This window comes from Novosphingobium sp. (genome assembly GCF_020852455.1).
GTDB lineage: Bacteria > Pseudomonadota > Alphaproteobacteria > Sphingomonadales > Sphingomonadaceae > Novosphingobium.
Genome location: NZ_JADZAT010000032.1, coordinates 300,892 through 321,653 on the forward strand (window position 1 = coordinate 300,892; position 20,762 = coordinate 321,653).

The 20,762-nt window shown below is 64.8% G+C and carries 17 protein-coding genes; 6 read left to right on the forward strand and 11 right to left on the reverse strand.

Features of this window, described 5'->3' with window-relative positions; translation table 11 throughout:
- Positions 1–49 precede the first annotated feature (49 nt).
- The 5 genes from IT549_RS15985 to IT549_RS16005 form a co-directional block, all read right to left on the reverse strand.
- Positions 50–502 (reverse strand): hypothetical protein, encoded by a 453-nt coding sequence (locus tag IT549_RS15985; protein ID WP_292974629.1) that lies wholly within the window; start codon positions 500–502, stop codon positions 50–52.
- The gene (locus tag IT549_RS15990) at positions 492–1,151 is read right to left on the reverse strand and encodes a CoA transferase subunit B (protein ID WP_292974630.1); all 660 of its coding nucleotides are present in this window, start codon (positions 1,149–1,151) and stop codon (positions 492–494) included. Before IT549_RS15990 ends, IT549_RS15985 begins: the two co-directional genes overlap by 11 nt.
- Positions 1,151–1,858 (reverse strand): CoA transferase subunit A, encoded by a 708-nt coding sequence (locus tag IT549_RS15995; protein WP_292974631.1) that lies wholly within the window; start codon positions 1,856–1,858, stop codon positions 1,151–1,153. Before IT549_RS15995 ends, IT549_RS15990 begins: the two co-directional genes overlap by 1 nt.
- 494 nt (positions 1,859–2,352) lie before the next feature.
- The gene (locus IT549_RS16000) at positions 2,353–2,961 is read right to left on the reverse strand and encodes a DUF3800 domain-containing protein (protein WP_292974632.1); all 609 of its coding nucleotides are present in this window, start codon (positions 2,959–2,961) and stop codon (positions 2,353–2,355) included.
- Positions 2,962–3,053: 92 nt separating this feature from the next.
- Complete coding sequence (locus IT549_RS16005) at positions 3,054–3,710, reverse strand: HAD-IA family hydrolase (protein ID WP_292974633.1); 657 nt, start codon at positions 3,708–3,710, stop codon at positions 3,054–3,056.
- A gap of 131 nt (positions 3,711–3,841) precedes the next feature.
- On the opposite strand from IT549_RS16005, the gene IT549_RS16010 reads away from it, so the two are divergent.
- The gene (locus IT549_RS16010) at positions 3,842–4,627 is read left to right on the forward strand and encodes a universal stress protein (protein WP_292974634.1); all 786 of its coding nucleotides are present in this window, start codon (positions 3,842–3,844) and stop codon (positions 4,625–4,627) included.
- 625 nt (positions 4,628–5,252) lie between these two features.
- A complete protein-coding gene (locus IT549_RS16015; RefSeq protein WP_292974635.1) occupies positions 5,253–7,553 on the forward strand; it encodes a CDC48 family AAA ATPase in 2,301 nt (766 codons plus the stop codon).
- A 20-nt stretch (positions 7,554–7,573) separates the two neighbouring features.
- Here IT549_RS16015 and polA read toward each other — a convergent pair whose 3' ends face one another.
- Entirely contained in the window at positions 7,574–10,411 is a 2,838-nt protein-coding gene (gene polA / locus IT549_RS16020; RefSeq protein WP_292974636.1) for a DNA polymerase I, read from the reverse strand.
- A 268-nt stretch (positions 10,412–10,679) separates the two neighbouring features.
- On the opposite strand from polA, the gene IT549_RS16025 reads away from it, so the two are divergent.
- The 3 genes from IT549_RS16025 (at position 10,680) to IT549_RS16035 (ending at position 13,733) form a co-directional block, all read left to right on the forward strand.
- On the forward strand, positions 10,680–10,973 hold the full coding sequence (locus IT549_RS16025; protein ID WP_292974637.1) for a hypothetical protein: 294 nt from the start codon (positions 10,680–10,682) through the stop codon (positions 10,971–10,973).
- 134 nt (positions 10,974–11,107) lie between these two features.
- Entirely contained in the window at positions 11,108–12,439 is a 1,332-nt protein-coding gene (locus IT549_RS16030; protein ID WP_292974638.1) for a phosphotransferase, read from the forward strand.
- 1 nt (position 12,440) lies between these two features.
- Entirely contained in the window at positions 12,441–13,733 is a 1,293-nt protein-coding gene (locus IT549_RS16035) for an acyl-CoA dehydrogenase family protein (protein WP_292974639.1), read from the forward strand.
- 131 nt (positions 13,734–13,864) lie between these two features.
- Here the strand turns inward: IT549_RS16035 and IT549_RS16040 are convergent, their stop codons facing one another.
- The 5 genes from IT549_RS16040 to IT549_RS16060 all read right to left on the reverse strand — a co-directional run bounded on the left by IT549_RS16040 (position 13,865) and on the right by IT549_RS16060 (position 20,027).
- Positions 13,865–14,971: a serine hydrolase gene (locus IT549_RS16040; protein ID WP_292974640.1), complete on the reverse strand. Its 1,107-nt coding sequence runs from the start codon at positions 14,969–14,971 to the stop codon at positions 13,865–13,867.
- 148 nt (positions 14,972–15,119) lie between these two features.
- Positions 15,120–16,250, reverse strand: a complete 1,131-nt coding sequence (locus IT549_RS16045; protein WP_292974641.1) for a T4 RnlA family RNA ligase — start codon at positions 16,248–16,250, stop codon at positions 15,120–15,122.
- Positions 16,251–16,539: 289 nt separating this feature from the next.
- On the reverse strand, positions 16,540–18,177 hold the full coding sequence (groL, locus tag IT549_RS16050) for a chaperonin GroEL (RefSeq protein WP_292974642.1): 1,638 nt from the start codon (positions 18,175–18,177) through the stop codon (positions 16,540–16,542).
- Positions 18,178–18,241: 64 nt separating this feature from the next.
- Positions 18,242–18,529 (reverse strand): co-chaperone GroES, encoded by a 288-nt coding sequence (gene groES / locus IT549_RS16055; protein WP_292974643.1) that lies wholly within the window; start codon positions 18,527–18,529, stop codon positions 18,242–18,244.
- 118 nt (positions 18,530–18,647) lie between these two features.
- Positions 18,648–20,027, reverse strand: a complete 1,380-nt coding sequence (locus IT549_RS16060; protein WP_292974644.1) for an MATE family efflux transporter — start codon at positions 20,025–20,027, stop codon at positions 18,648–18,650.
- A gap of 181 nt (positions 20,028–20,208) precedes the next feature.
- Between IT549_RS16060 and IT549_RS16065 the strand changes: the two genes are divergently transcribed.
- Positions 20,209–20,661, forward strand: coding sequence for a cytochrome c family protein (locus tag IT549_RS16065; RefSeq protein WP_292974645.1), 453 nt, complete (start codon positions 20,209–20,211; stop codon positions 20,659–20,661).
- Positions 20,662–20,762 lie beyond the last annotated feature (101 nt).

A 20,762-nucleotide genomic window follows, 5' to 3' on the forward strand; every position in this document is an offset into this window, starting at 1 on the left:
GGATCATTGCCCGCAGCGCGGCTGGCCGCAAGGCAAATTAACCGCCTGATTAAGGCCTGAGCCGCGGCCAGGCCCGCCAGGTTCCGATCGCATAGGCCAGGCCATAGCCCAGCACGATCAGCGACGACCACAGCTTGAAGGTGTCACTCAGATCTGGCCGCCACAGCTGCGGCTGCAGCACCGCCAGTCCGCGCAGCAGATAGACCGCGCTGATCGTCACCAGGCCCGTCCGCAGCAGTGGCAGGCGGCGAATTCGCCCCGCTCCGGCCAAGGCATAGGCGGCCCAGATCGCCAGGATCGCGGCTATCGCCACGGTCAGCAGCGCGGGCGTCCATTCGCCGCGTTCGGCGGCCTGGGCGATTCCTTCCCCGGCGCCGAAAAAGCGATACCAGTCCGGCCCGCCGGCGATGCAGCCCAGGTGCAGGCCGCTGGCGAGCAGCGACAGCCAGCCGCCGGCGCTCAGCCAGCCGGACCCGCTGCCGCCAGAAACCCTAGGCGACAAAATGCGCCGTCGTCCGCGCCGCGACCTGTTCGGCGCTGACCCCCGGGGCCAGCTCGATCAGCCGGAACGGGCTCTGGTGATCGCTCCGCTGGAACACCGCCAGATCGGTGATGATCATGTCGACCACATTGCGCCCGGTCAGCGGCAGGGTGCAGGCCGGAATGAATTTGGGGCTGCCGTCCTTGGCGCAGTGTTCCATCACCACGATGATCTTCTTGACGCCCGCGACCAGGTCCATCGCCCCGCCCATGCCCTTGATCATCTTGCCGGGCACCATCCAGTTGGCGATGTCGCCGTTCTCGCTCACTTCCATCCCGCCCAGCACGGTCAGGTCGATCTTGCCGCCGCGGATCATCGCAAAGCTGGTCGCGCTGTCGAAATAGGCCGAATGCGGCAGCTCGCTGATCGTCTGCTTGCCGGCATTGATCAGGTCGGCGTCGATCGCGTCCTCGGTCGGGAAGGGGCCGATCCCCAGCATGCCGTTTTCGCTCTGCAGCGTCACGGTCATGCCCGCGGGCACGTGGTTGGCGACCAGCGTGGGGATGCCGATCCCCAGGTTCACATAGAACCCGTCCTGCAATTCCTGCGCGGCGCGCGCCGCCATCTGGTCGCGGCTCCAGCCCTGGGCGATATGGTCATGTTGGGTCATCAGCCGACATCCGTGGTGCGAGTGGTGCGGAATTCGATCTTCTTGTCATAGGGGCTGCCATCGATCAGGCGGTGGACATAGACCCCCGGCAGATGGATCGCATCGGGATCGAGCTGGCCCGGCTGGACGATCTCTTCCACCTCAACCACGCAGACCTTGCCGCAGGTTGCCGCCGGCACGTTGAAATTGCGCGCGGTCTTGCGGAACACGACATTGCCGGTGGTGTCGGCCTTCCACGCCTTGACCAAGGCCAGATCGGCAAAGATCCCGGCTTCGAGGATATATTCCTCGCCGCCAAAGACCTTGCTCTCCTTGCCCTCGGCCACCAGCGTGCCGACCCCGGTCTTGGTATAGAACCCCGGAATGCCCGCGCCGCCGGCGCGCATCCGTTCGGCCAGGGTGCCCTGCGGGCAGAATTCGACTTCCAGCTCACCCGACAGGTACTGGCGCTCGAACTCCTTGTTCTCACCCACATAGCTTGAGATCATCTTCTTCACCTGCCGCGTGCGCAGCAGCTTGCCGATCCCCTCGCCATCGATCCCGGCGTTGTTGGAAACGAAGGTCAGGTCCTTCACCCCCGAATCGCGCACCGCATCAAGCAGCCGGTCGGGAATGCCGCACAGGCCAAAGCCGCCGCTGGCAATCAGCATGCCGTCGCTCAGCAGGCCATCAAGCGCGGCCCGGGCATCCGGATAGATCTTTCGCATCGTCTCTCCCCGTTCACGAATCCGGGCGGCCTAGGAGAAGCCCGCCAGGCTGGCAATTGCAACAAACGCTGGCCCGGTTGCAGCAAATGCAAGTTGATGAAACACATCCTGCGCGCATCTTAAACACCGCCATAGAGCCCTGGACCAAAAAGCACAAAAGCCGCGCTGGGCGGCGCGGCTCTCGGGTGAGGCGGGAGGATGGCAGGTTTGGGGGGTGTAGGAAAGGGGGTGGAGGCTATGCAACTGTTGCCGCAACTACCACCTCGTTAGGATTGAACGCGCTGTGAGGGTGATTGAGGACCCGATCGGGAAGCGTCTTAAATTTGCTTCTATGATTGCGCGAATTGTGGCGTTCATTTCCCCAAACATAATTTCATTGAAAATTCACGCTCAGAATGGTATATATTCAAACGTCAAGTCGCTCCGAATTCCCGAACTGTCACCGGATGGTGTGCGTGCCCATGGACATGGGATAGGGATTCGGAGCGCAATTTTCAGCCAAATTCCCAAACATCCTGCAACTTGCGACCTAGCTGCTGACGCCATCTGTCCGAGTTTTTCCTGTCCTTCCGGAACGACCGTGCGACCGCTCCTACCGACATATCGGCAAGCTGCACCAGCGGGTCGCGATGACTGGCAGCAAACTTAACGCTCTTGATCCCGCCATCGGCATGCTTTTTCAAATGACGCTGGAGGTCTTGTTGAAAGACGCGTTCTCCTGAGCCGTCGATAATGACCTTGGCATCGTGCAGGAGTCCGCCGTCATACTTAACCATGTTCTTCACGAAAAAGCGGTAGAATTCTTCCTTTTCCGACCGCAGGCGATCCGAATGAATGATCTCTTTGCGTACCACAATCGCGCGAACGCAAAAATCGCAATCGGCAACCGCAGCGAAGAAGCCATCCCGCACTTGATCGCGAGACTTGTTGAACTTGAATTCGGGTGCCGCCCGTAAATCGACAAGAGCCTGCCGAATTACCGCATCAGCATGCTGCGCCGCTTCCTTCGATTCAAACACAACCATTGCTGCCGCGAAGATCGGCGTCGATCCCCTGTCCAACTTGAATCCCGGATCGCCACTCTCGTCGATGAACACAAACATAGAAGATCAAGCCGCATTGAATTTGCATGGAATTGGTGACAGGCGCATAATCCACCTAACTCTTCAACCCAAACCTTGGAAGCATCCTACCCTCACCCCAACTCCATCCCCAACAACGCCCCCAGCTCGCCCAGCGCCTGGTCCCCGCTGGTCACCTTGATCGCGGCCATGCCCAGCGTCGCGGCGGGTTTGCAGTTGATGCCCAGGTCGTCGAGGTAGATGCAGCGCGCGGCGTCGAGCCCCAGCAGCTCGCACATCATCATGTAGATCCGGGGGTCGGGCTTGCGCACCCCGGCCTTGCTGCTTTCGATCACCTGCTCGAACCGGGCGAAGACCTGTTCATAGGCGTCCTTGGCATCGCCGCTGCGGGCCATGCCGGCGCCGTGGCCGGCGGGGACATTGTTGGTGATGCAGGCGAGGCGGTATCCGGCCCCGGCCAGCTGGTCGAGCGCGCGGACCATCGCCGGGCGGATCGATCCGGACAGCACCGCCAGCACCGCGCGGCCCTCGATCGAATGGCCCAGCGCTTCGGCCTCGGCCTCGAACAGCACGTCAAAGGTGCGCGCGTCGATCTCGGCGCGTTCGAACCGCGCCCAGGCGTTGTCGTGGGGGTTGGTGGCGTTGACCGTGCGGATGAAGTTGGCCGGCAGCCCGCGTTCCTCTTCCAGCCGGTTGAACGCTTCGAAGGGCGAGGCCGTGATCACCCCGCCGAAATCGAAAATCACCGCATCAAAACGCCGCTCGCCCACGCCATTCTCCCTGTTTCCTGCCAAGGGGCAGTGGCGCATTGCGCGGGCCGGTGCAAGCGTGCCGATTGACGCAAATCATGGTATGATCGCCGCAGGGCCTGCATGATTCCATTGTTGAAGGGAGAACTGCCATGCGTTCGATTCTGGTCCATACCGGCCGCGATCCTCAGAACGGCGTCCGGCTCGATAGCGCGATGGAAGTGGCGCGGGCCCGCGAAGGCCATGTCACCTTGCTGATCGACACCCCGGTTGACCGCTTCGTCACCGTCGATCCCTATGGCGGCACCTATATCGCCCGCGAGGCGCTGGAAGCCGCCGTGGCCGAGGACGATGCCCTGGCCGAACTGTTCGAAGGCCGGCTGGCCAATGACGATGTCCCGTTCGATGTCGCCAAGTTCGAAACCGCCCCGATCGAAGCGATGGCCAGCGCGGCCCGGCTGGCCGATCTGGCGGTGGTTTCGCGCGGCTGCGGCTTTGCCGGCGATCTGGCGGTCGAAGCGCGCTGCCCGGTGCTGGTCCTGCCCGAAGACCAGCCGCTGCGGCTGCCGCTGGCATCGGCCTGCATTGCCTGGGATGGTGGCGACCAGTCGGCGCTGGCGCTGCGCAGCGCGGTGCCGCTGCTGGCCGGTTGCGCCAGCGTGACGGTGCTGACCGTCAGCGACGAGGCGGCGGGCGGCTTCCCGGCCACCGATGCCCTGCGCTATCTTGCCCGGCACGGGATCAAGGCCGAGCTGGTCGAACTGCAGAAGGGCAGCTCGATCGAGGAAACGCTGGCCCGCGAAGTGGCCCGGCAGGGTGCGCAGCTGCTGGTGATGGGGGCCTATGGCCACAGCCGAGTGCGCGAATTCCTGTTCGGCGGGGTGACGCGCTATTTCCTTGAGGACGAGGCCGCCCCGGCGCTGCTGCTGGCGCATTAGCGGCTGTTTCAGCCTGGCTTGAAACAGCGCAGCACCGGCCCGCTCGCCCGGCCCGGTGTTGCCTCCACGTGAGTGGAAAGGACATTGGGCGGCCCGGGCGGGCAATCCGGGCGGATCAAAGCCGCCATGATGGCGCCCGGCTTCGTGCTCGAAGCCGGGCGCGATATGTTGCGCCGCAGCGAAGGTAACCCTGCTGCGGGGGTGTTAGCCTCCGCAAATCGCGGTGAAACCGACCGTTTTTTCCTGAAATTCCGCCGATCTTGAGCGAAAATGAACAGCCGTTGCAAATTCTGCAACATGCAATGACCTTTTCGCACTTGCACAAAAAGCGGCCTGCCGCCATTTAGAGCCTGCCTTTCAGGCATCCTCTCCCAAAAACTTCCCAAGGCCGGGTCAGCAATGACCCGGCCTTTTTTTTCATCCCTCCCGGGAGGGCGCCAGGTCAGCAATGACCCGGCCCTTTTTTCGTCCCTCCAGGGAGGGCGCCAGGCCAGCAATGGCCCGGCTTTTTTCGTCCAGTTCAGCCTGTCTGGCGCGCGCGAATTTGCAATTGCCGCAACCAGTTCCTAGCTTCGCTTTCCGGCTGCATTCGCCGGCAGAGTCGAGCAAGGAAGAGCGCAAGGTCATGGCCGATAGTCCCGAAAAGTCGATCAAACTCCAGGTCGCAGCCGCCCGTCAGGAGGAAAGCGGCAATGGCTTTGCCCGCCTGCCGCGTTCGGCGCTGTCGGCGCTGGGGGTGACCGAGGGCGATGTGATCGAGATCGAAGGCAAGCGCGCCACGGTCGCGCGGGTCCAGGCGCCCTATCCGGAGGACGAGGGGCTGGAAGTGATCCGGCTCGACGGCCTCCAGCGCGCCAATGCCGAGGTTGGCTCGGGCGATCATGTCCAGGTTCGCAAGGCCGCCAGCAAGCCCGCCCAGCGTGTGATCTTTGCCCCGGCGATGCGCGAGATGCGGTTGCAGGGCCCAGGCGAGGCGCTCAAGCGCAATTTCTTTGGCCGGGCGCTGGTGGCGGGCGATCTGGTCGCCACCACCGGCCAGCAGCAGGTGCGCGACATGCCGCCCGAAGTCGCGCGGATGTTCAACGCCCCGGCCTTTTCGCTGACCCAGATCCGCCTGACCGTGGTCTCGACCGTGCCCAAGGGCGTGGTCCACATCGACGAGCACACCGAGGTGGAACTGCGCGAGGAGTTCGAGGAGGCGCGCGGGCATCGCGGCGATGTGAACTATGACGATGTCGGCGGGATGGGCGATACGATCCGCCAGCTGCGCGAAATGGTCGAGCTGCCGCTGCGCTATCCCGAACTGTTCACCCGGCTTGGCGTCGATCCGCCCAAGGGGGTGCTGCTGCACGGCCCGCCGGGCACCGGCAAGACCCGGCTGGCCCGCGCCGTGGCCAACGAGAGCGAGGCGAGCTTCTTCGCGATCAACGGGCCCGAGATCATGGGCTCTGCCTATGGCGAAAGCGAGCGGCGGCTGCGCGAGGTGTTCGAGGAGGCGGCCAAGGCCGCGCCCTCGATCGTCTTCATCGACGAGATCGATTCGATTGCGCCCAAGCGTTCGGGCACCCCCGGCGAGGCCGAAAAGCGACTGGTTGCCCAGCTGCTGACCCTGATGGACGGGCTCAGCACCGGGGCCAATATCGTGGTGATCGCCGCGACCAACCGCCCCGATGCGCTGGACGAGGCGCTGCGCCGCCCGGGCCGGTTCGACCGCGAGATCGTGGTCGGCGTGCCCGATGAAAGCGGCCGGCGCGAGATCCTGGGGATCCACACCCGCGGCATGCCGCTGGCCGAAGGGGTCGATCTGGATGAGCTGGCGCGCACCACGCACGGCTTCGTCGGGGCCGATCTGGGCGCGCTGGCGCGCGAGGCGGCGATGGACGCGGTGCGGCGGATCATGCCGCAGCTCAATCTGGAAGCGCAGACCATCCCGCCCGATGTGCTCGAAAGCCTGACCGTTACCCGCGACGACTTTCTCAATGCTCTCAAACGCGTCCAGCCTTCGGCGATGCGCGAGGTGATGGTCCAGGTCCCGAACGTCGGCTGGGCCGATATCGGCGGCGCGGACGAGGCGCAGCTGAAACTGCAGGAAGGGATCGAACTGCCGCTGAAGAACCCCGAGGCGTTCCGCCGGCTGGGGATCCGCCCGGCCAAGGGCTTTCTACTCTATGGCCCGCCGGGCACCGGCAAGACCCTGCTCGCCAAGGCGGTCGCCAAGGAAAGCGAGGCGAACTTCATCTCGATCAAGTCGAGCGACCTCCTCAGCAAATGGTACGGCGAAAGCGAACAGCAGATCAGCCGCCTGTTCGCCCGCGCCCGCCAGGTTGCGCCTTGCGTGGTGTTCATCGACGAGATCGACAGCCTTGTCCCGGCGCGCGGTTCTGGCGCGAACGAGCCGCAGGTCACCGCGCGGGTGGTCAACACGATCCTGGCCGAAATGGATGGGATGGAGGAACTGTCATCGGTGGTGGTGGTCGGCGCGACCAACCGCCCGACGCTGGTCGATCCGGCGCTGCTGCGTCCGGGCCGGCTCGACGAGCTGGTCTATGTCGGCACCCCCGATGCGAAGGGGCGTGAGCATATCCTGGGGATCCACACCGCGCGGATGCCACTGGCCAAGGACGTCGATCTGGCGGCCATCGCGGCGGAGGCCGAACGCTTCACCGGTGCCGATCTGGAAGACGTGGTCCGCCGCGCCGGCATGGTCGCGATCCGCACCCGCGGGGCCAAGGCCAAGCAGGTCACCGCCGAGGACTTCGCCGCAGCACTGGCAGATTCGCGCGCCACGGTGACCCCCGAAATGGAGGCCGAATACGCCCGGATGAAGGGTGAGCTCAAAAAGCGCGCGGCGGCGGTCAACCTCACCCCGCTGGGCTTCCTCGCCCCGGGCATGGTCGAATCGACGCGGGACAAGAAGCACGGATGATGTCCCGGCTGGGGGAGCGCTTAGTGCGCCGCCCCCCAGCTTGCCCCCGTCCCGATCTCCACCCCCAGCGGGACTGACAGCTTCACCGCCGGTTCGGCCGCGCCTGCCATCACGCTGCGGATTACATCGCTGGCCGCAGCGACATCGCTTTCGGGCAGTTCGAACACCAGTTCGTCGTGGACCTGCAGCAGCATCCGCACGTGGCTGAGGCCGGCTTCGGTCAGCGCGGGCATCATCCGGGCCATCGCGCGCTTGATGATATCGGCGCTGGTGCCCTGGATCGGGGCGTTGATCGCGGCGCGTTCGCTGCCCTGGCGTTCGGCCTGGTTGGGTGAGCCGATGCGGGGGAACCAGCACTTGCGGCCGAACAGGGTCTCGGAAAATCCGCATTCGCGCACCGATGCCAGCGTATCTTGGATATAGCGCTGGATCCCCGGAAAGCGCTGGAAATAGAGGTCGATCGTGCCCTGCGCCTCTTCGGGGGTCACGCCCAGCCGCGCGGCCAGGCCCCAGCGGCTGATGCCATAGAGGATCGCGAAGTTGACCGTCTTGGCGCGGCCGCGGGTGTCGCGGTTGACCTCGCCGAACATTTCCTGCGCGGTGCGGGCGTGGATGTCTTCACCGGCAGCGAACGCGGCCTTCAGTTCGGGCACATCGGCCATATGCGCAGCCAGCCGCAGCTCGATCTGGCTGTAGTCGGCGGCGAGCAGCACGTTACCCGGTTCGGCCACGAAAGCCTCGCGGATCTGGCGGCCGATCTCGGTGCGGATCGGGATGTTCTGCAGGTTGGGCTCGGTCGAGGAGAGCCGCCCGGTTTGCGCGCCAACCAGGCTGTAGCTGGTGTGGACCCGCCCGGTCAGCGGGCTGATCGCTTCCTGCAGCGCCTCGGTATAGGTTGAGCGCAGCTTCGACAGCTGGCGCCATTCGAGCACCTTGCTGGCCACCGGCGCGCCTTCGCCGTCGAGCCGTTCAAGCACCGACTGGTCGGTGGAATACTGCCCGGTCTTGCCCTTCTTGCCGCCCTTGTAGCCCAGCTTGTCGAACAGGATTTCGCCCAGTTGCTTGGGGCTGCCGATGGTGAAAGGCTGCCCGGCCAGCGCGTGAATCTCGCCCTCCAGCTTGCCGATCTCTTCGGCGAAAGTGGCTGAAAGCCCGGCCAGCCGTTCGCGGTCAACCTTGATCCCGTGGCGCTCCATCTGCGCCACCACCGGCACCAGCGGGCGATCGACGCGTTCATAGACGCGGGTCGCGGCCTCGTCCGACAGGCGCGGCTTCAGGAGCCGGTGCAGCCGCCAGGTTACCTCGGCATCCTCGGCGGCGTACTCGGTCGCGCGGTCGATCGGCACTTCGGTGAAGGGGATCGCCTTCTTGCCGGTGCCGCACAGGTCCTTGAAGGCCAGCGGAGTGTGTCCGAGGTGGCGCTGGCTCAGCTCGTCCATCCCGTGCCCGCCGCCGATCCCGTCGATCTGGCGCCCGGCGTCGAGGTCGAAGCTCATCACCATGGTATCGTCGATCGGGCCAACCGCGATGCCGTGCCGGGCCAGCACGTTGAGATCGTACTTGGCGTTCTGCCCGACCTTGAGCACCGCGTCGCTTTCCAGCAGCGGTTTGAGCCGCGCGATCGCTTCGGCCAGCGGCACCTGCTGCGGCTTTTCAGCAAACATGTCGGTGCCGCCGTGGCCCAGCGGGATGTAGCAGGCCTGCCCTGCCCCGGTGCAAAGGCTGATCCCGGCCAGATCGGCGCCGATCGCATCAAGCGCGCTGGTTTCGGTGTCAAAGGCCACCAGCCGCGCGGCGAAGGCGCGTTCGATCCAGGCATCGAGCGCGGCGGTGGTCTGCACGCATTCGTACTTGCTGCGATCGATCGGCGGCAGGTCGGGCAAGGGCTGGCGATTGCCCGCCGGCGCGGCCGAAACCCCGGCGGTGACCGGCTTGGCCGGGTTGAGATCGACCTTGCGTTCCGGGCTGCCGCGCCCGTCGCCCAGTCGCTTGAGCAGCGAGTTGAAGCCGTGTTCGGCCAGGAACGCGGCCAGCGGATCGGGCGGAACCTCGCCCAGCTTGAAATCATCCAGCGGCACCGGCAGCGGGCAATCTTCCTTCAGCTGCACCAGCACCCGGCTGAGCCGCGCCATTTCGGCATGCTCGATCAGGCTGTCGCGCATTTTCGAAGGCTTCATGTCCGGCGCGGCGGCCAATGCGGCTTCCAGGCTGCCATGCTCCTGGATCAGCTTGGTCGCGGTCTTGGGGCCGATCCCGCGGATGCCGGGGACATTGTCCACCGCGTCGCCCATCAGGGCCAGGACATCGCCGACCAGGCCCGGCGGGACGCCGAACTTTTCCTCAACCTCGGGAATGTCGATCCGGACATTCTTCATGGTGTCGAGCATGTCGATATGCCCGCCGTTCCCGTCCGGGCCGACCAGCTGCATCAGGTCCTTGTCGGACGAAACGATCGTCACGTCCCAGCCGCGCTCGGTCGCGGCATGGGCGTAGGAGGCGATCAGGTCATCGGCCTCAAGCCCGGTTTCCTCGATGCAGGGCAGGCTGAAGGCGCGGGTCGCGTCGCGGATCAGCGGAAACTGCGGCTTCAGGTCTTCGGGCGGGGGCGGGCGGTTGGCCTTGTAATCGGCGAAGATCTCGTTGCGGAACGACTTGCCCGAAGCATCAAGGATCACTGCCAGGTGGGTGGGGCCATCGGCCTTGTTGAGATCGTCGGCCAGCTTCCACAGCATGGTGGTATAGCCATAGACCGCGCCGACCGGGACGCCCTGCGGGTTGGTCAGCGGCGGAAGGCGGTGATAGGCGCGGAAAATATAGGCCGAACCATCGACCAGGTAGAGATGCTGCTTGGCTTCCATCTGCCGATGGTTAGCAGGCCTTTGGGCGCAGGGTAAGGCGCGAATCAACGGTTCTGACCGCCGCGACCGGGCCGTCATGACCTTGCCACAATTGCGGTCCAGATTTGCAAAAGTGCGCAATTGCGCCATTGTCCCGATGTCACGCGACTATCGCTTGCATAGTCGTGCGAAGGGCATTATTTGAGGCGCCGAAGTCTACCACCAAGGTAGGCTTTCCGTCTGGCTTTGTGCCAGGCGTGGTCCACTCGCTGTTCAAGGATTACCATACATGCGCAAGATCATTCTCGCCGCTGCCGTCGCTGGCGCCGCTCTCTCGCTCTCGGCCTGCAAGGGCAAGGAAGCTGACGAAGCCGTTGCCGCTGCTTCGGAAGTTGCCACCGACGCCGCTTCGGACGCTGCCGCTGCCGGTTCGGAAGCTGCTGCTGCTGGTGCCGACGCCGCCAAGGCCGGTGCTGACGCCGTTTCGAGCGCTGCCGCTGCTGGTGCTGACGCTGCTGCCGGCGCTGCCGACGCTGCTGGCGACGCTGCCAAGGCTGCTGAAGAAGCTGCCAAGAAGATGTAATCTTCGCCTAACGGCACAAGAATTGGGGGCGTCAGGGAAACCTGGCGCCCCTTTTCTTTGCCTCGCTCGCGCACTGCCTTGATCTTTTTAATCGCCCGATTAAACCTGTGGCGGATGGAACGGAGGATCGGCAGGTGAGCACCGCGCTGGAGCAGGGACTGGCAAGGGCGCTGGGGCGCATCGGCCTTCCGGCTCCGCAGTCGATGGAACGGCTGTCCGGCGGTGCCAACATGGAAAGCTGGCGCTTTGCCGCCGGTGCCGAAACCTGCGTGCTGCGCCGCGCACCCTCGCTTGAAATGATGGCCGGCCGGCCGATGGACCACCACGCCGAAGCCGCGCTGATCCGCGCCGCGCATGCCGCCGGGGTGATGGCGCCCGAAGTGCTGGTCGAACTGGACGCAGGCGACGGGATCGGTTCGGGCTATGTCATGCGGGCGATTCCCGGATCGCCCGATCCCAACCTGTTCCTGGCCGAAGCCGATCCGGCGGTGGCGATCCACGATATCGCGCGCGAACTGGTCGCCACGCACCGGACCGACTGCACCGGCCTCGCCGTGCCGCTGATGGACACCCGCGACGCGCTGGGTGAGCTGCGCAGCCGCTTCCTGGCCTATGGCGGCGACCGGCCGATCCTGGCCCTGGCGCTGCGCTGGCTGGAGGCGAACGTGCCGCCGCCAACCGCTCCCCGGCTGGTCCACGGCGATTTCCGCCTGGGCAACCTGATGTTCGATCAGGGCCGGCTGACCGGGGTGCTCGACTGGGAACTGGCGCATCTGGGTGACTGGCACGAGGATCTGGCCTTTGGCTGCATGACCGTCTGGCGCTTTTCGCGGCCCGATCGGCCCGGTTACGGCCTGACCTCGATCGGGGAGCTGGTCGCCGCCTACGAGGCCGCCGGGGGTGAGCGCTTCGATCCCGAACGGTTCCGGTTTTGGACGATCTACCGCACCTTCTGGTGGGCGCTGGGCTGCCTGCAGATGGGCGGGTTCTGGCGGGCCGGGCATGATCGCTCGGTCGAACGGGTGGTGGTCGCCCGCCGCACTGCCGAACAGGAACTCGACCTGCTGCTGCTGCTCGAAGACCTGGCGCCCAAGGCTGAGCGGGCCCGGCCGCTGCCGCCGGCCACTGCGCCGCTTGAGCCGGGCAGCGGCGAGCCGAGCGGGGCGGAGATCCTGACCGCGGTGTCCGAATGGCTCAATGCCGAAATCAAGCCGCTGGTTGCGGGCCGCGGCAAGTTCGATCTGGCGGTGGCGCGCAACGCGCTGGGGATCGTCGCGCGCGAACTTGACCAGCGCCCCGCCGCTACTGATGCCGCGCTGGCCGCGCAATTGCTGGCGGGAGAGGCCGATCTTGCCACCCCCGGGCTGCTGGCCCGGCTGCGCCGCATGGCGCTGGGCAAATTGACCGCCGACATGCCGAAATATCCCGCCCTGGCCGGTGCCCGGGCGCAATGGGAAGGAAGCTGAAATGGATTTTGCGCTGCCCCAGGACCTCGTCGCCTACCTCGCCGAACTGGATGCCTTCATCGAAGCCGAGATCAGGCCGCTTGAGCAGGCCGATGACAACATCCGCTTCTTCGACCACCGCCGCGAATGGGCGCGGACCGATTTCGAGAACGGCGGCCTGCCGCGCCACGAATGGGAAATGCTGCTGCGCGAAGCCTCGATCCGGGCCGACAAGGCCGGGCACTGGCGCTTTTCCGCGCCCAAGAAGTACGGCGGCAAGGATGGCTCCAACCTGGCGATGGCGGTGATCCGCGATCACTTTACCCAGCTGGGGCTGGGGCTGCACAATGATCTGCAGAACGAACATTCGATTGTCGGCAACTTCCCCTTCGTCAACATGTTCGAACACTTCGGGACCGAGGCCCAGCAGCAGGAATTCATCCTGGGCGGGTTCGAACGCAACCGGCGCGTGGCTTTCGGCCTGACCGAACCGCACCACGGATCGGACGCGACCCATATGGAAACCCGCGCGGTGCGCGAAACCCGCGATGGCGTGCCCGGCTGGCGGATCGATGGCGAGAAGATGTGGATCACCGGCATGCACGTCGCCACCCATTGCGCGGCCTTCTGCCGCACCTCGGGCAATGCCGGCGATGCCCGGGGGATCACCTGCCTGCTGGTGCCGATCGATACCCCCGGCATGGTGGTCGATGAATACCTGTGGACCTTCAACATGCCGACCGACCACCCGCGGATGCATTTCGAAAATTGCTGGGTGCCCGAAAGCGCGGTGCTGGGCCCGGTCGATGGCGGGCTGGCGATCGCGCAGAGCTTCGTCCACCAGAACCGCATCCGCCAGGCCGCCAGCTCGCTGGGCGCGGCGACCTTCTGCGTGACCGAGGCGGTCAAGTACGCTCGCCAGCGCAAGCCCTTCGGGCAGGAGCTGGCCCGCAACCAGGCGATCCAGTTCCCGCTGGTCGAACTGGCCACCCAGTGCGAGATGCTGCGCACGCTGATCTACAAGACCGCCTGGGAGATGGACCAGCTGCCGCACAAGGAGATCGAGCACAAGCTGTCGGACAAGATCTCAATGTGCAACTACTACGCCAACCGGCTGGTCTGCGAGGCGGCCGACCGGGCGATGCAGGTCCACGGCGGGATCGGCTATTCACGGCACAAGCCGTTCGAGCACATCTATCGCCACCACCGCCGCTACCGGATCACCGAAGGCGCGGAAGAGATCCAGATGCGCAAGGTCGGCGCCTACCTGTTCGGCTACCTGGGCCCCAAGCGCGAGGAATATTCGAAGCTGTAGGTTGGCCCTTGGCTAAGGAGGGCAACACCGGCCCGCTCCCCCGGCCCGACCACCCGTTCATGGTACCCTAAGGGTGGTCGGGCCGGGGGAGCGGGCCGGTGTTGAACAGGGATGGCCCAGCCATCCCCAATCTATTGCGCGGCGACGCGGTAGCCTGACGAATCGTACTGGTATCCGTCGTAGATCGTGCGGGCCAGCGCGGCGATCTTGGCATCGCGGCCGGCATGGCCACCCTGCCCGGTGACGTAGATCGCCATGGCATAGACCCGGCCATCGGGAGTGCGCACCAGGCCAACGTCGCTGGCGGTGTTCGACAGCGTCCCGGTCTTGTGGGCCACCCGTGCGTCGCTGGGCAGCAGCGCGCGCATCCGGCGCTTGCCGGTAGCGCAGCGTTCCATCGTCGAGATCAGCAGCGCGCGGCTATCACCGCTCAGCCAGCGGCCCTGATAGAGGCCCGAAAGCAGGCGGGCCATGGCCATCGGCGTGGCGCTGTCGCGCTCGTCGATCATGGTCGCGGGATTGTATTCGCCATCGTCGCGCACCAGCGTGGCGATATCGCGGTCAAGCCGCAGGCCCGAATTGCCGGTGGCGCGCAGCCAGCGGTTGACCGCCGCCGGGCCGCCAACCACGGCCAGCAGGGCATCGGTGGCCTGGTTGTCCGAATGGATCAGCGTGCGTTCGATCAGCTGCCGTCCGGTCAGCATGGTGCCGGCCCGCACCGGAGCGACCGAACTGGAATACTTCTTCGATTTGACCGGCACCATCAGCGGATAGCTGGCATCCAGGCTGAAGCGCCCGTCATCAACCCCGGTCAGGAAGGTGGCAACGATCGCGACCTTGCTGGTCGAAGCCATCGGGAACGGCGTATCGCCCAGCACGGTCACCGTGCGGCCGGTCGAAAGGTCGATCGCGGCCAGGCCGATCCGGCCATTCGCGGGATCGGTCTGCACCGCCAGTTGCGAATCGAGGTTCGAACCATAGGCCCGAGGCGCGCTGCTGGCTACGAACGGGCGAACATTCGAAGGCAGCACCCGCTGGGCGGATTCGCTGCTGGGCAAAACCTTGACCGCAACCTTGGCCGGCGCCTGCAGCTGGCTGCGCGCCTGCACGGCCTTGACCGTGAAAGCCTTGTCGAATTCCGCCTCAAGCGAATCGGCGTGCGCGGGCGCAAGCGGAACCAGCGTGGCCGTAGCCAGCGCAAGGCCGGTAAACACCCTCGAAATCAGTCCCGTGGTCATGCGAGTAGCGATAGCCCAAACATGCTTTCTGTTTGGCTAACGCCGGGCGGCAAGCCCAGCATTGCGCGACGAACTGCACCGCGTTTGCGGGAAAGTGCGTAGAGTGCACGAAAAAAGGGCCGGAAGATTGTGCTTCCGGCCCTGCTTTTCAGGACTCATCACCAATAACCTGCGTTAGCGCATGCGATGGCACATAGCCGTCGAGGTGGTTGCCAACCGGCCGGATCTGCCTGAACATTCGATCCCGCGCCTTCGGGTCTGATGCTAGATCGGGGTTCTTGCGGAAGGCGAAGATGTAAGGTGTTACATCTGCCGGAATTTCCGCCATGGACAGGCCAACTTCCTTATCACTCGCTCCGGCAAACCCTGCCGCAACCGTTGCTACACGATCGACAATTCCGTCCAGCATCTCGCGGAGTCTGGTCTCGATTGCGTCGAAATCCGCCCAGAGCTCTTCGGGTATGCTTCGCCGAACTTCGCCAAGGTCCTCGCCGCTGCGGATCAGATCCCAGATTCCCAAAGGCGTAACGCGCGCAATCAGGGCATGTAAGCGGCAGTAGGCCGGGCTCTTCAGCTTCTGGCGCTGTCCACTGGCATAGCGGACAACATAGCCTTCTTCCTGCTCGGGCAATTGTTCTGCCGATGCGACAAGGTCTTGCGCGGAGGTGAAGTTGTAACGCTTTGCCATGCGCCAACCGACCGCTTCGGCGACCGCAGACAACTGCCCGAAGTCCAGCTCGAACCCCTCGCCGTCATAAGCGGAAAGCAGGACCAGGCCTGCCTCATCATAGGCGACGATGATCCGGTTCTCGGGGTAGATTGCCTCTGCAAGGTAAGTCGTTTCGCAATCCAGCGCCGTGAGATCGAATTGCTCGAGCTGTGCCTCCGCCCAGATCGCCTGATCTGAGTCGAATGCCCCGCGCGTCGCTGCTCGCCATCTGCCGTCATGGAAAAAGAGAATGATCAGGCTGCCATCAAGCTTTTCGAAAACCTCGAAGGGTTCGTCGAGCATGGTCTGCCCCATTTCCCCGACGTTGAAGAACTTGGGGAAAGGGGTTGCAACCAGCCGCCGGGCAGCCGGATCGAGGATCAGGCCGCGGGCGATCAGCGCGAACTCGTCCCACATCCGGTCATAGACGCAGGCGTTTGAGTAGTTCCAGATCTGCAGACCGCTCGCTTCGGTCCGGGCATAGACAGCGCCGCGATCGCGGGCGGCCTGCAAGCCCCGCGTCAGCTCGTCATAGGTAATGCTTCTGGCGAAATGCCGAATTCCAGTCATTGTACTTGGCCTTTTGCTGGCCGGCGAACATGACGAGTATTCGTAAAGACTTGCTATCGAAAACCCGCCAACGCCGACGGGTTTCGATTTCCCCGCCTAAGAAATGCGCGCACCAAAGCACCGCCCTTTCAGGACGTTGCCGAGATAAGAATCGAGGTGTGCTTTCCTAGACATGGGGCGCGGCGGATATGGTTTGGTCCAGCACGAGTCAAGAAAAATGGAAGACCAAAGAAAAGGGCCGCAGGATCACCCCTGCGGCCCTTAACTTACTGGTTGGATGGAGACGGACTTAGAAGTCCATCCCGCCCATGCCGCCGCCCGGCATCGCCGGCATGGCCGGCTTGTCGTCGGGCTTTTCGCTGATCGCGGCTTCGGTGGTGATCAGCAGGCCGGCCACCGAGGCGGCGTCCTGCAGTGCGGTGCGCACGACCTTGGTCGGGTCGATCACGCCGGCAGCCTTGAGGTTTTCATAGGTGTCGGTCGAAGCGTTGAAGCCCCACGATTCGTCACCCTTGTCGAGCAGCCGGCCGGCGACAACCGCGCCGTCTTCGCCGGCGTTTTCGGCGATCTGCTTGCACGGGGCGGTGATCGCCTTGCGGACGATGTCGATCCCGCGGGTCTGGTCTTCGTTCGCGCCGGTCAGGCCGTCGAGGGCCTTGGTGGCATAGAGCAGCGCAGTGCCGCCGCCCGGAACGATGCCTTCTTCCACCGCAGCGCGGGTGGCGTGGAGCGCGTCGTCAACGCGGTCCTTGCGTTCCTTGACTTCCACTTCGGTCGCACCGCCAACCTTGATCACGGCCACACCGCCGGCCAGCTTGGCCAGGCGTTCCTGCAGCTTTTCGCGGTCATAGTCGCTGGTGGTGGTTTCGATCTGGGCGCGGATCTGTTCGACCCGGGCCTTGATCTCGTCAGCCGAACCGGCGCCATCGACGATGGTGGTGTTGTCCTTGTCGATGGTGACCTTCTTGGCCTGGCCGAGCATGCCCAGCGTGACCGATTCAAGCTTGATGCCCAGGTCTTCGCTGATCATTTCGCCCTTGGTCAGGATCGCGATGTCCTGCAGCATGGCCTTGCGGCGATCGCCGAAACCCGGGGCCTTGACCGCAGCGACCTTGAGCCCGCCGCGCAGCTTGTTGACCACCAGGGTGGCCAGCGCTTCGCCTTCGATGTCTTCGGCGATGATCAGCAGCGGACGGCCCGACTGGACCACGGCTTCGAGCACCGGCAGCATCGACTGTAGGTTCGACAGCTTCTTTTCGTGGATCAGGATGTAGGGGCTGTCGAGTTCGACAGTCATCTTGTCCGGGTTGGTGATGAAGTAGGGCGAGAGGTAGCCGCGGTCGAACTGCATGCCTTCGACGACATCGAGTTCGAATTCGAGGCCCTTGGCCTCTTCCACGGTGATCACGCCTTCCTTGCCGACCTTTTCCATGGCTTCGGCGATCTTTTCGCCGACTTCCTTGTCGCCATTGGCCGAGATGATCCCGACCTGGGCGATTTCAGCCGAACCGGCGACCGGGGTCGAACGGCCCTTGAGGTTTTCGACCACGGCGGCAACCGCGGTGTCGATCCCGCGCTTGAGGTCCATCGGGTTGGTCCCGGCGGCAACCGACTTCATGCCTTCGCGCACGATCGCCTGGGCCAGCACGGTGGCGGTGGTGGTGCCGTCACCGGCAGCGTCGTTGGCCTTCGAAGCCACTTCGCGCAGCATCTGCGCGCCCATGTTCTCGAACTTGTCCTTGAGTTCGATTTCCTTGGCGACGGTGACGCCGTCCTTGGTGATACGGGGTGCGCCGAAGCTCTTGTCGATCACCACGTTGCGGCCCTTGGGGCCCAGGGTGACCTTCACCGCGTTGGCGAGGATATCGACACCGGCGAGAATGCGTTCGCGGGCGTCACGGCCGAATTTTACGTCCTTGGCAGCCATTGTGCTGTCCTTTCAAAGTTCACAAAGTTCACACGGAATCGGGATTTACTGTGACCTTCGGCCTTCAGCCGATGATCCCCAGGATGTCCGATTCCTTCATGATCAGCAGGTCTTCGCCGTCGATCTTGACTTCGGTGCCCGACCACTTGCCGAACAGCACCTTGTCGCCGGCCTTGACGTCCAGCGGGCTGACCTTGCCATCTTCGGCCTTGGCGCCGGCTCCGGCGGCCACAACGATGCCTTCGGCGGGCTTTTCCTTGGCGCTGTCGGGAATGATGATCCCGCCGGCGGTCTTTTCTTCAGCCTCGACGCGGCGAACGAGCACGCGATCGTGCAACGGACGGAAGCTCATGTGGATGTCCTCTCTACATGACGGTTGAATGCAATTGGCACTCTCACCCCGAGAGTGCCAGCGGGGCGCATATGGGTGCGCCATGATCCCCCGTCAAGGAGAGTCTGGAGTCATTTTTTCAGGCCGGAAGCAGCCGCAGCACCTCGCGCCGCCACCAGCGGTGGAGCAGCAGCGCCGCCACCACCACCAGCCCGGCGGCCAGGCCGATCCAGACCCCCAGCCCGCCCAGCGGGGTGAACAGGCCCAGCCCTGCCGACAGGCCGAACCCGGGCAGCCAATAGCCAAACAGCGCGATTGCCATCGGCATGCGGGTGTCCTGCAATCCGCGCAGCGCGCCGGCCGCCACCGCCTGGATTCCGTCGAACAGCTGGAACAGCGCCGCAATCGCCAGATACTGGGCGGCAAGGGTGACCAGCCGGGCATTGGCCGGATCGGCCACGTCGACATAGAGTGAAAGCACCTGGTGGGGCAGCAACCACATCACGCTGGCGCCGATGAACGAAAAGCCGAAGGCGATCGACAGCGAAGCCAGTCCTGCCAGTCGCACGCCTTCATTGCTGGCTGCGCCATAGTGATAGCCGACCCGGATCGTCGCGGCCTGACCGACCCCGAACGGCACCTGGAAAGCCAGCGCGGCAACCTGCAGCGCCACGGTATGCGCGGCCAGTTCGGCGGCACCGATCCGCCCCATCAGGTAGGCGGCGGCGCTGAAGAACCCGCCCTCGGCGATGATGATGCAGGCGATCGGCAGGCCGATCCGGATCAGGTCACGCATCCGCTGCCATTCCGGACGCCACCAGTTGCCCAGCAGGCGATAGCGCCGCAGCCGCCGGTCGAGCACGATGACCAGCCCGTAGGCCGCAACCATCGCCCAGGCGGTGATCACGCTGGCCAGCGCCGACCCCAGCAGGCCCATTGCCGGCGCCCCAAGGTGGCCGAAGATCAGCACCCAGTTGCCAAACCCGTTGATCACGATCGAAAAGGCCATGATCGCCGTTGCCAGTAACGGACGGCTAAGCGCGGAAACAAAGGTGCGCTGAACCGTGGCAATGACCATGGCCGGGATCGCCCAGCGGATGATTGCCAGGAATTCGCCGGCCTGTCTGGAGATTTCTGGATCCTGCCCGGTCAGCAGCATCAGCGCTTCGCCCCACTGGCACAGCAGGATCCCGCCCAGCCCGGTTCCGACAGCCAGCCACAGCGCCATCCGCACCGACCGGCGCACTTCGCGGACCGCATGGCGCTTGCGCCCAAGTTCGGCGGCGACCAGCGGCGCGACCGCGCCAGTCAGGCCCGACAGGGCCCAGCTGATCAGCATGTATTGGGTCACCGCCAGGCTGGAGGCGGCGAGCGGCTCCTGGCCCAGCATGGCAACGAAGATCACGTCGGTGGTGCCGATCGCCATCCACAGCAGGTTGGCCAGCGCCAGCGGCCCCGCCAGGTGCAGCGTTTCGCGCAGTTCCGCGCGCCATGGGGTCAAGGCGGGGGCATCAGGCATAAAGCCGGTCCGGATAGGCGGATCGGCCGGGGCCTTAAAGCCAATTCGGCTGACTTCGATCAATTCGCCGCGCGGGCGTGCGCTTTATGCAACGACTGTGGAAACAAACGCACTTTCGCGCTTGCCCCGCTCGCGTCTATCAGTAATTGCTAATCTTGACCCTTAGGGAGGGAAGTGAACCATGAACAAGTCAATTGCCACCGGCGCATTGCTGAGCCTGGCCCTGGCGTTGTCGGCCTGCGGCAAGCCTGCCGAGGAAAAGCCGGCCGATAGCGCTCCGGCCGCCGCAACCAGCGAAACGGCTGCCGCCCCCGCCGCCGAAGCGACCACCGCCGATGCCGGCGGCAAGCCTGCCGTGTTCGGCCAGTGCGCCGCCTGCCATGCGGTTGAACCCGGCAAGAACGGCGTTGGCCCCAGCCTGGCCGGGATCGTTGGCCGCAAGGCCGGCAGCGTGGCCGGTTTCGCCTATTCGGATGCCAACAAGAATTCGGGGCTGACCTGGGACGAGAAGACGCTCGACACCTATCTCACCAACCCGATGAAGATGGTGCCCGGGACCAAGATGACCTACGCCGGGCTGGCTGACGCGGCCAAGCGCAAGGAACTGATCGAGTACCTCAAGACACTGAAATAAGCGCAGTCCTTCGGGTCGCACCGGGGAACGCGCGGGGGCCGGAGGCGTAAGTCTTCGGCCCCTTTTTTGCGGGCGCGGCTGAGGTCCAGACGCCAGGCAAA

Coding starts and splice junctions, on each gene's coding strand:
- IT549_RS16045 (WP_292974641.1), bottom strand. CDS start 16,250: ATGACTGGAATTCGGCATTTCGCCAGAAGCATTACCTATGACGAGCTG.
- IT549_RS16040 (WP_292974640.1), bottom strand. CDS start 14,971: ATGACCACGGGACTGATTTCGAGGGTGTTTACCGGCCTTGCGCTGGCT.
- IT549_RS16035 (WP_292974639.1), top strand. CDS start 12,441: ATGGATTTTGCGCTGCCCCAGGACCTCGTCGCCTACCTCGCCGAACTG.
- IT549_RS16010 (WP_292974634.1), top strand. CDS start 3,842: ATGCGTTCGATTCTGGTCCATACCGGCCGCGATCCTCAGAACGGCGTC.
- IT549_RS16025 (WP_292974637.1), top strand. CDS start 10,680: ATGCGCAAGATCATTCTCGCCGCTGCCGTCGCTGGCGCCGCTCTCTCG.
- IT549_RS16065 (WP_292974645.1), top strand. CDS start 20,209: ATGAACAAGTCAATTGCCACCGGCGCATTGCTGAGCCTGGCCCTGGCG.
- IT549_RS16060 (WP_292974644.1), bottom strand. CDS start 20,027: ATGCCTGATGCCCCCGCCTTGACCCCATGGCGCGCGGAACTGCGCGAA.
- IT549_RS15995 (WP_292974631.1), bottom strand. CDS start 1,858: ATGCGAAAGATCTATCCGGATGCCCGGGCCGCGCTTGATGGCCTGCTG.
- polA (WP_292974636.1), bottom strand. CDS start 10,411: ATGGAAGCCAAGCAGCATCTCTACCTGGTCGATGGTTCGGCCTATATT.
- IT549_RS16000 (WP_292974632.1), bottom strand. CDS start 2,961: ATGTTTGTGTTCATCGACGAGAGTGGCGATCCGGGATTCAAGTTGGAC.
- groL (WP_292974642.1), bottom strand. CDS start 18,177: ATGGCTGCCAAGGACGTAAAATTCGGCCGTGACGCCCGCGAACGCATT.
- groES (WP_292974643.1), bottom strand. CDS start 18,529: ATGAGCTTCCGTCCGTTGCACGATCGCGTGCTCGTTCGCCGCGTCGAG.
- IT549_RS16015 (WP_292974635.1), top strand. CDS start 5,253: ATGGCCGATAGTCCCGAAAAGTCGATCAAACTCCAGGTCGCAGCCGCC.
- IT549_RS15990 (WP_292974630.1), bottom strand. CDS start 1,151: ATGACCCAACATGACCATATCGCCCAGGGCTGGAGCCGCGACCAGATG.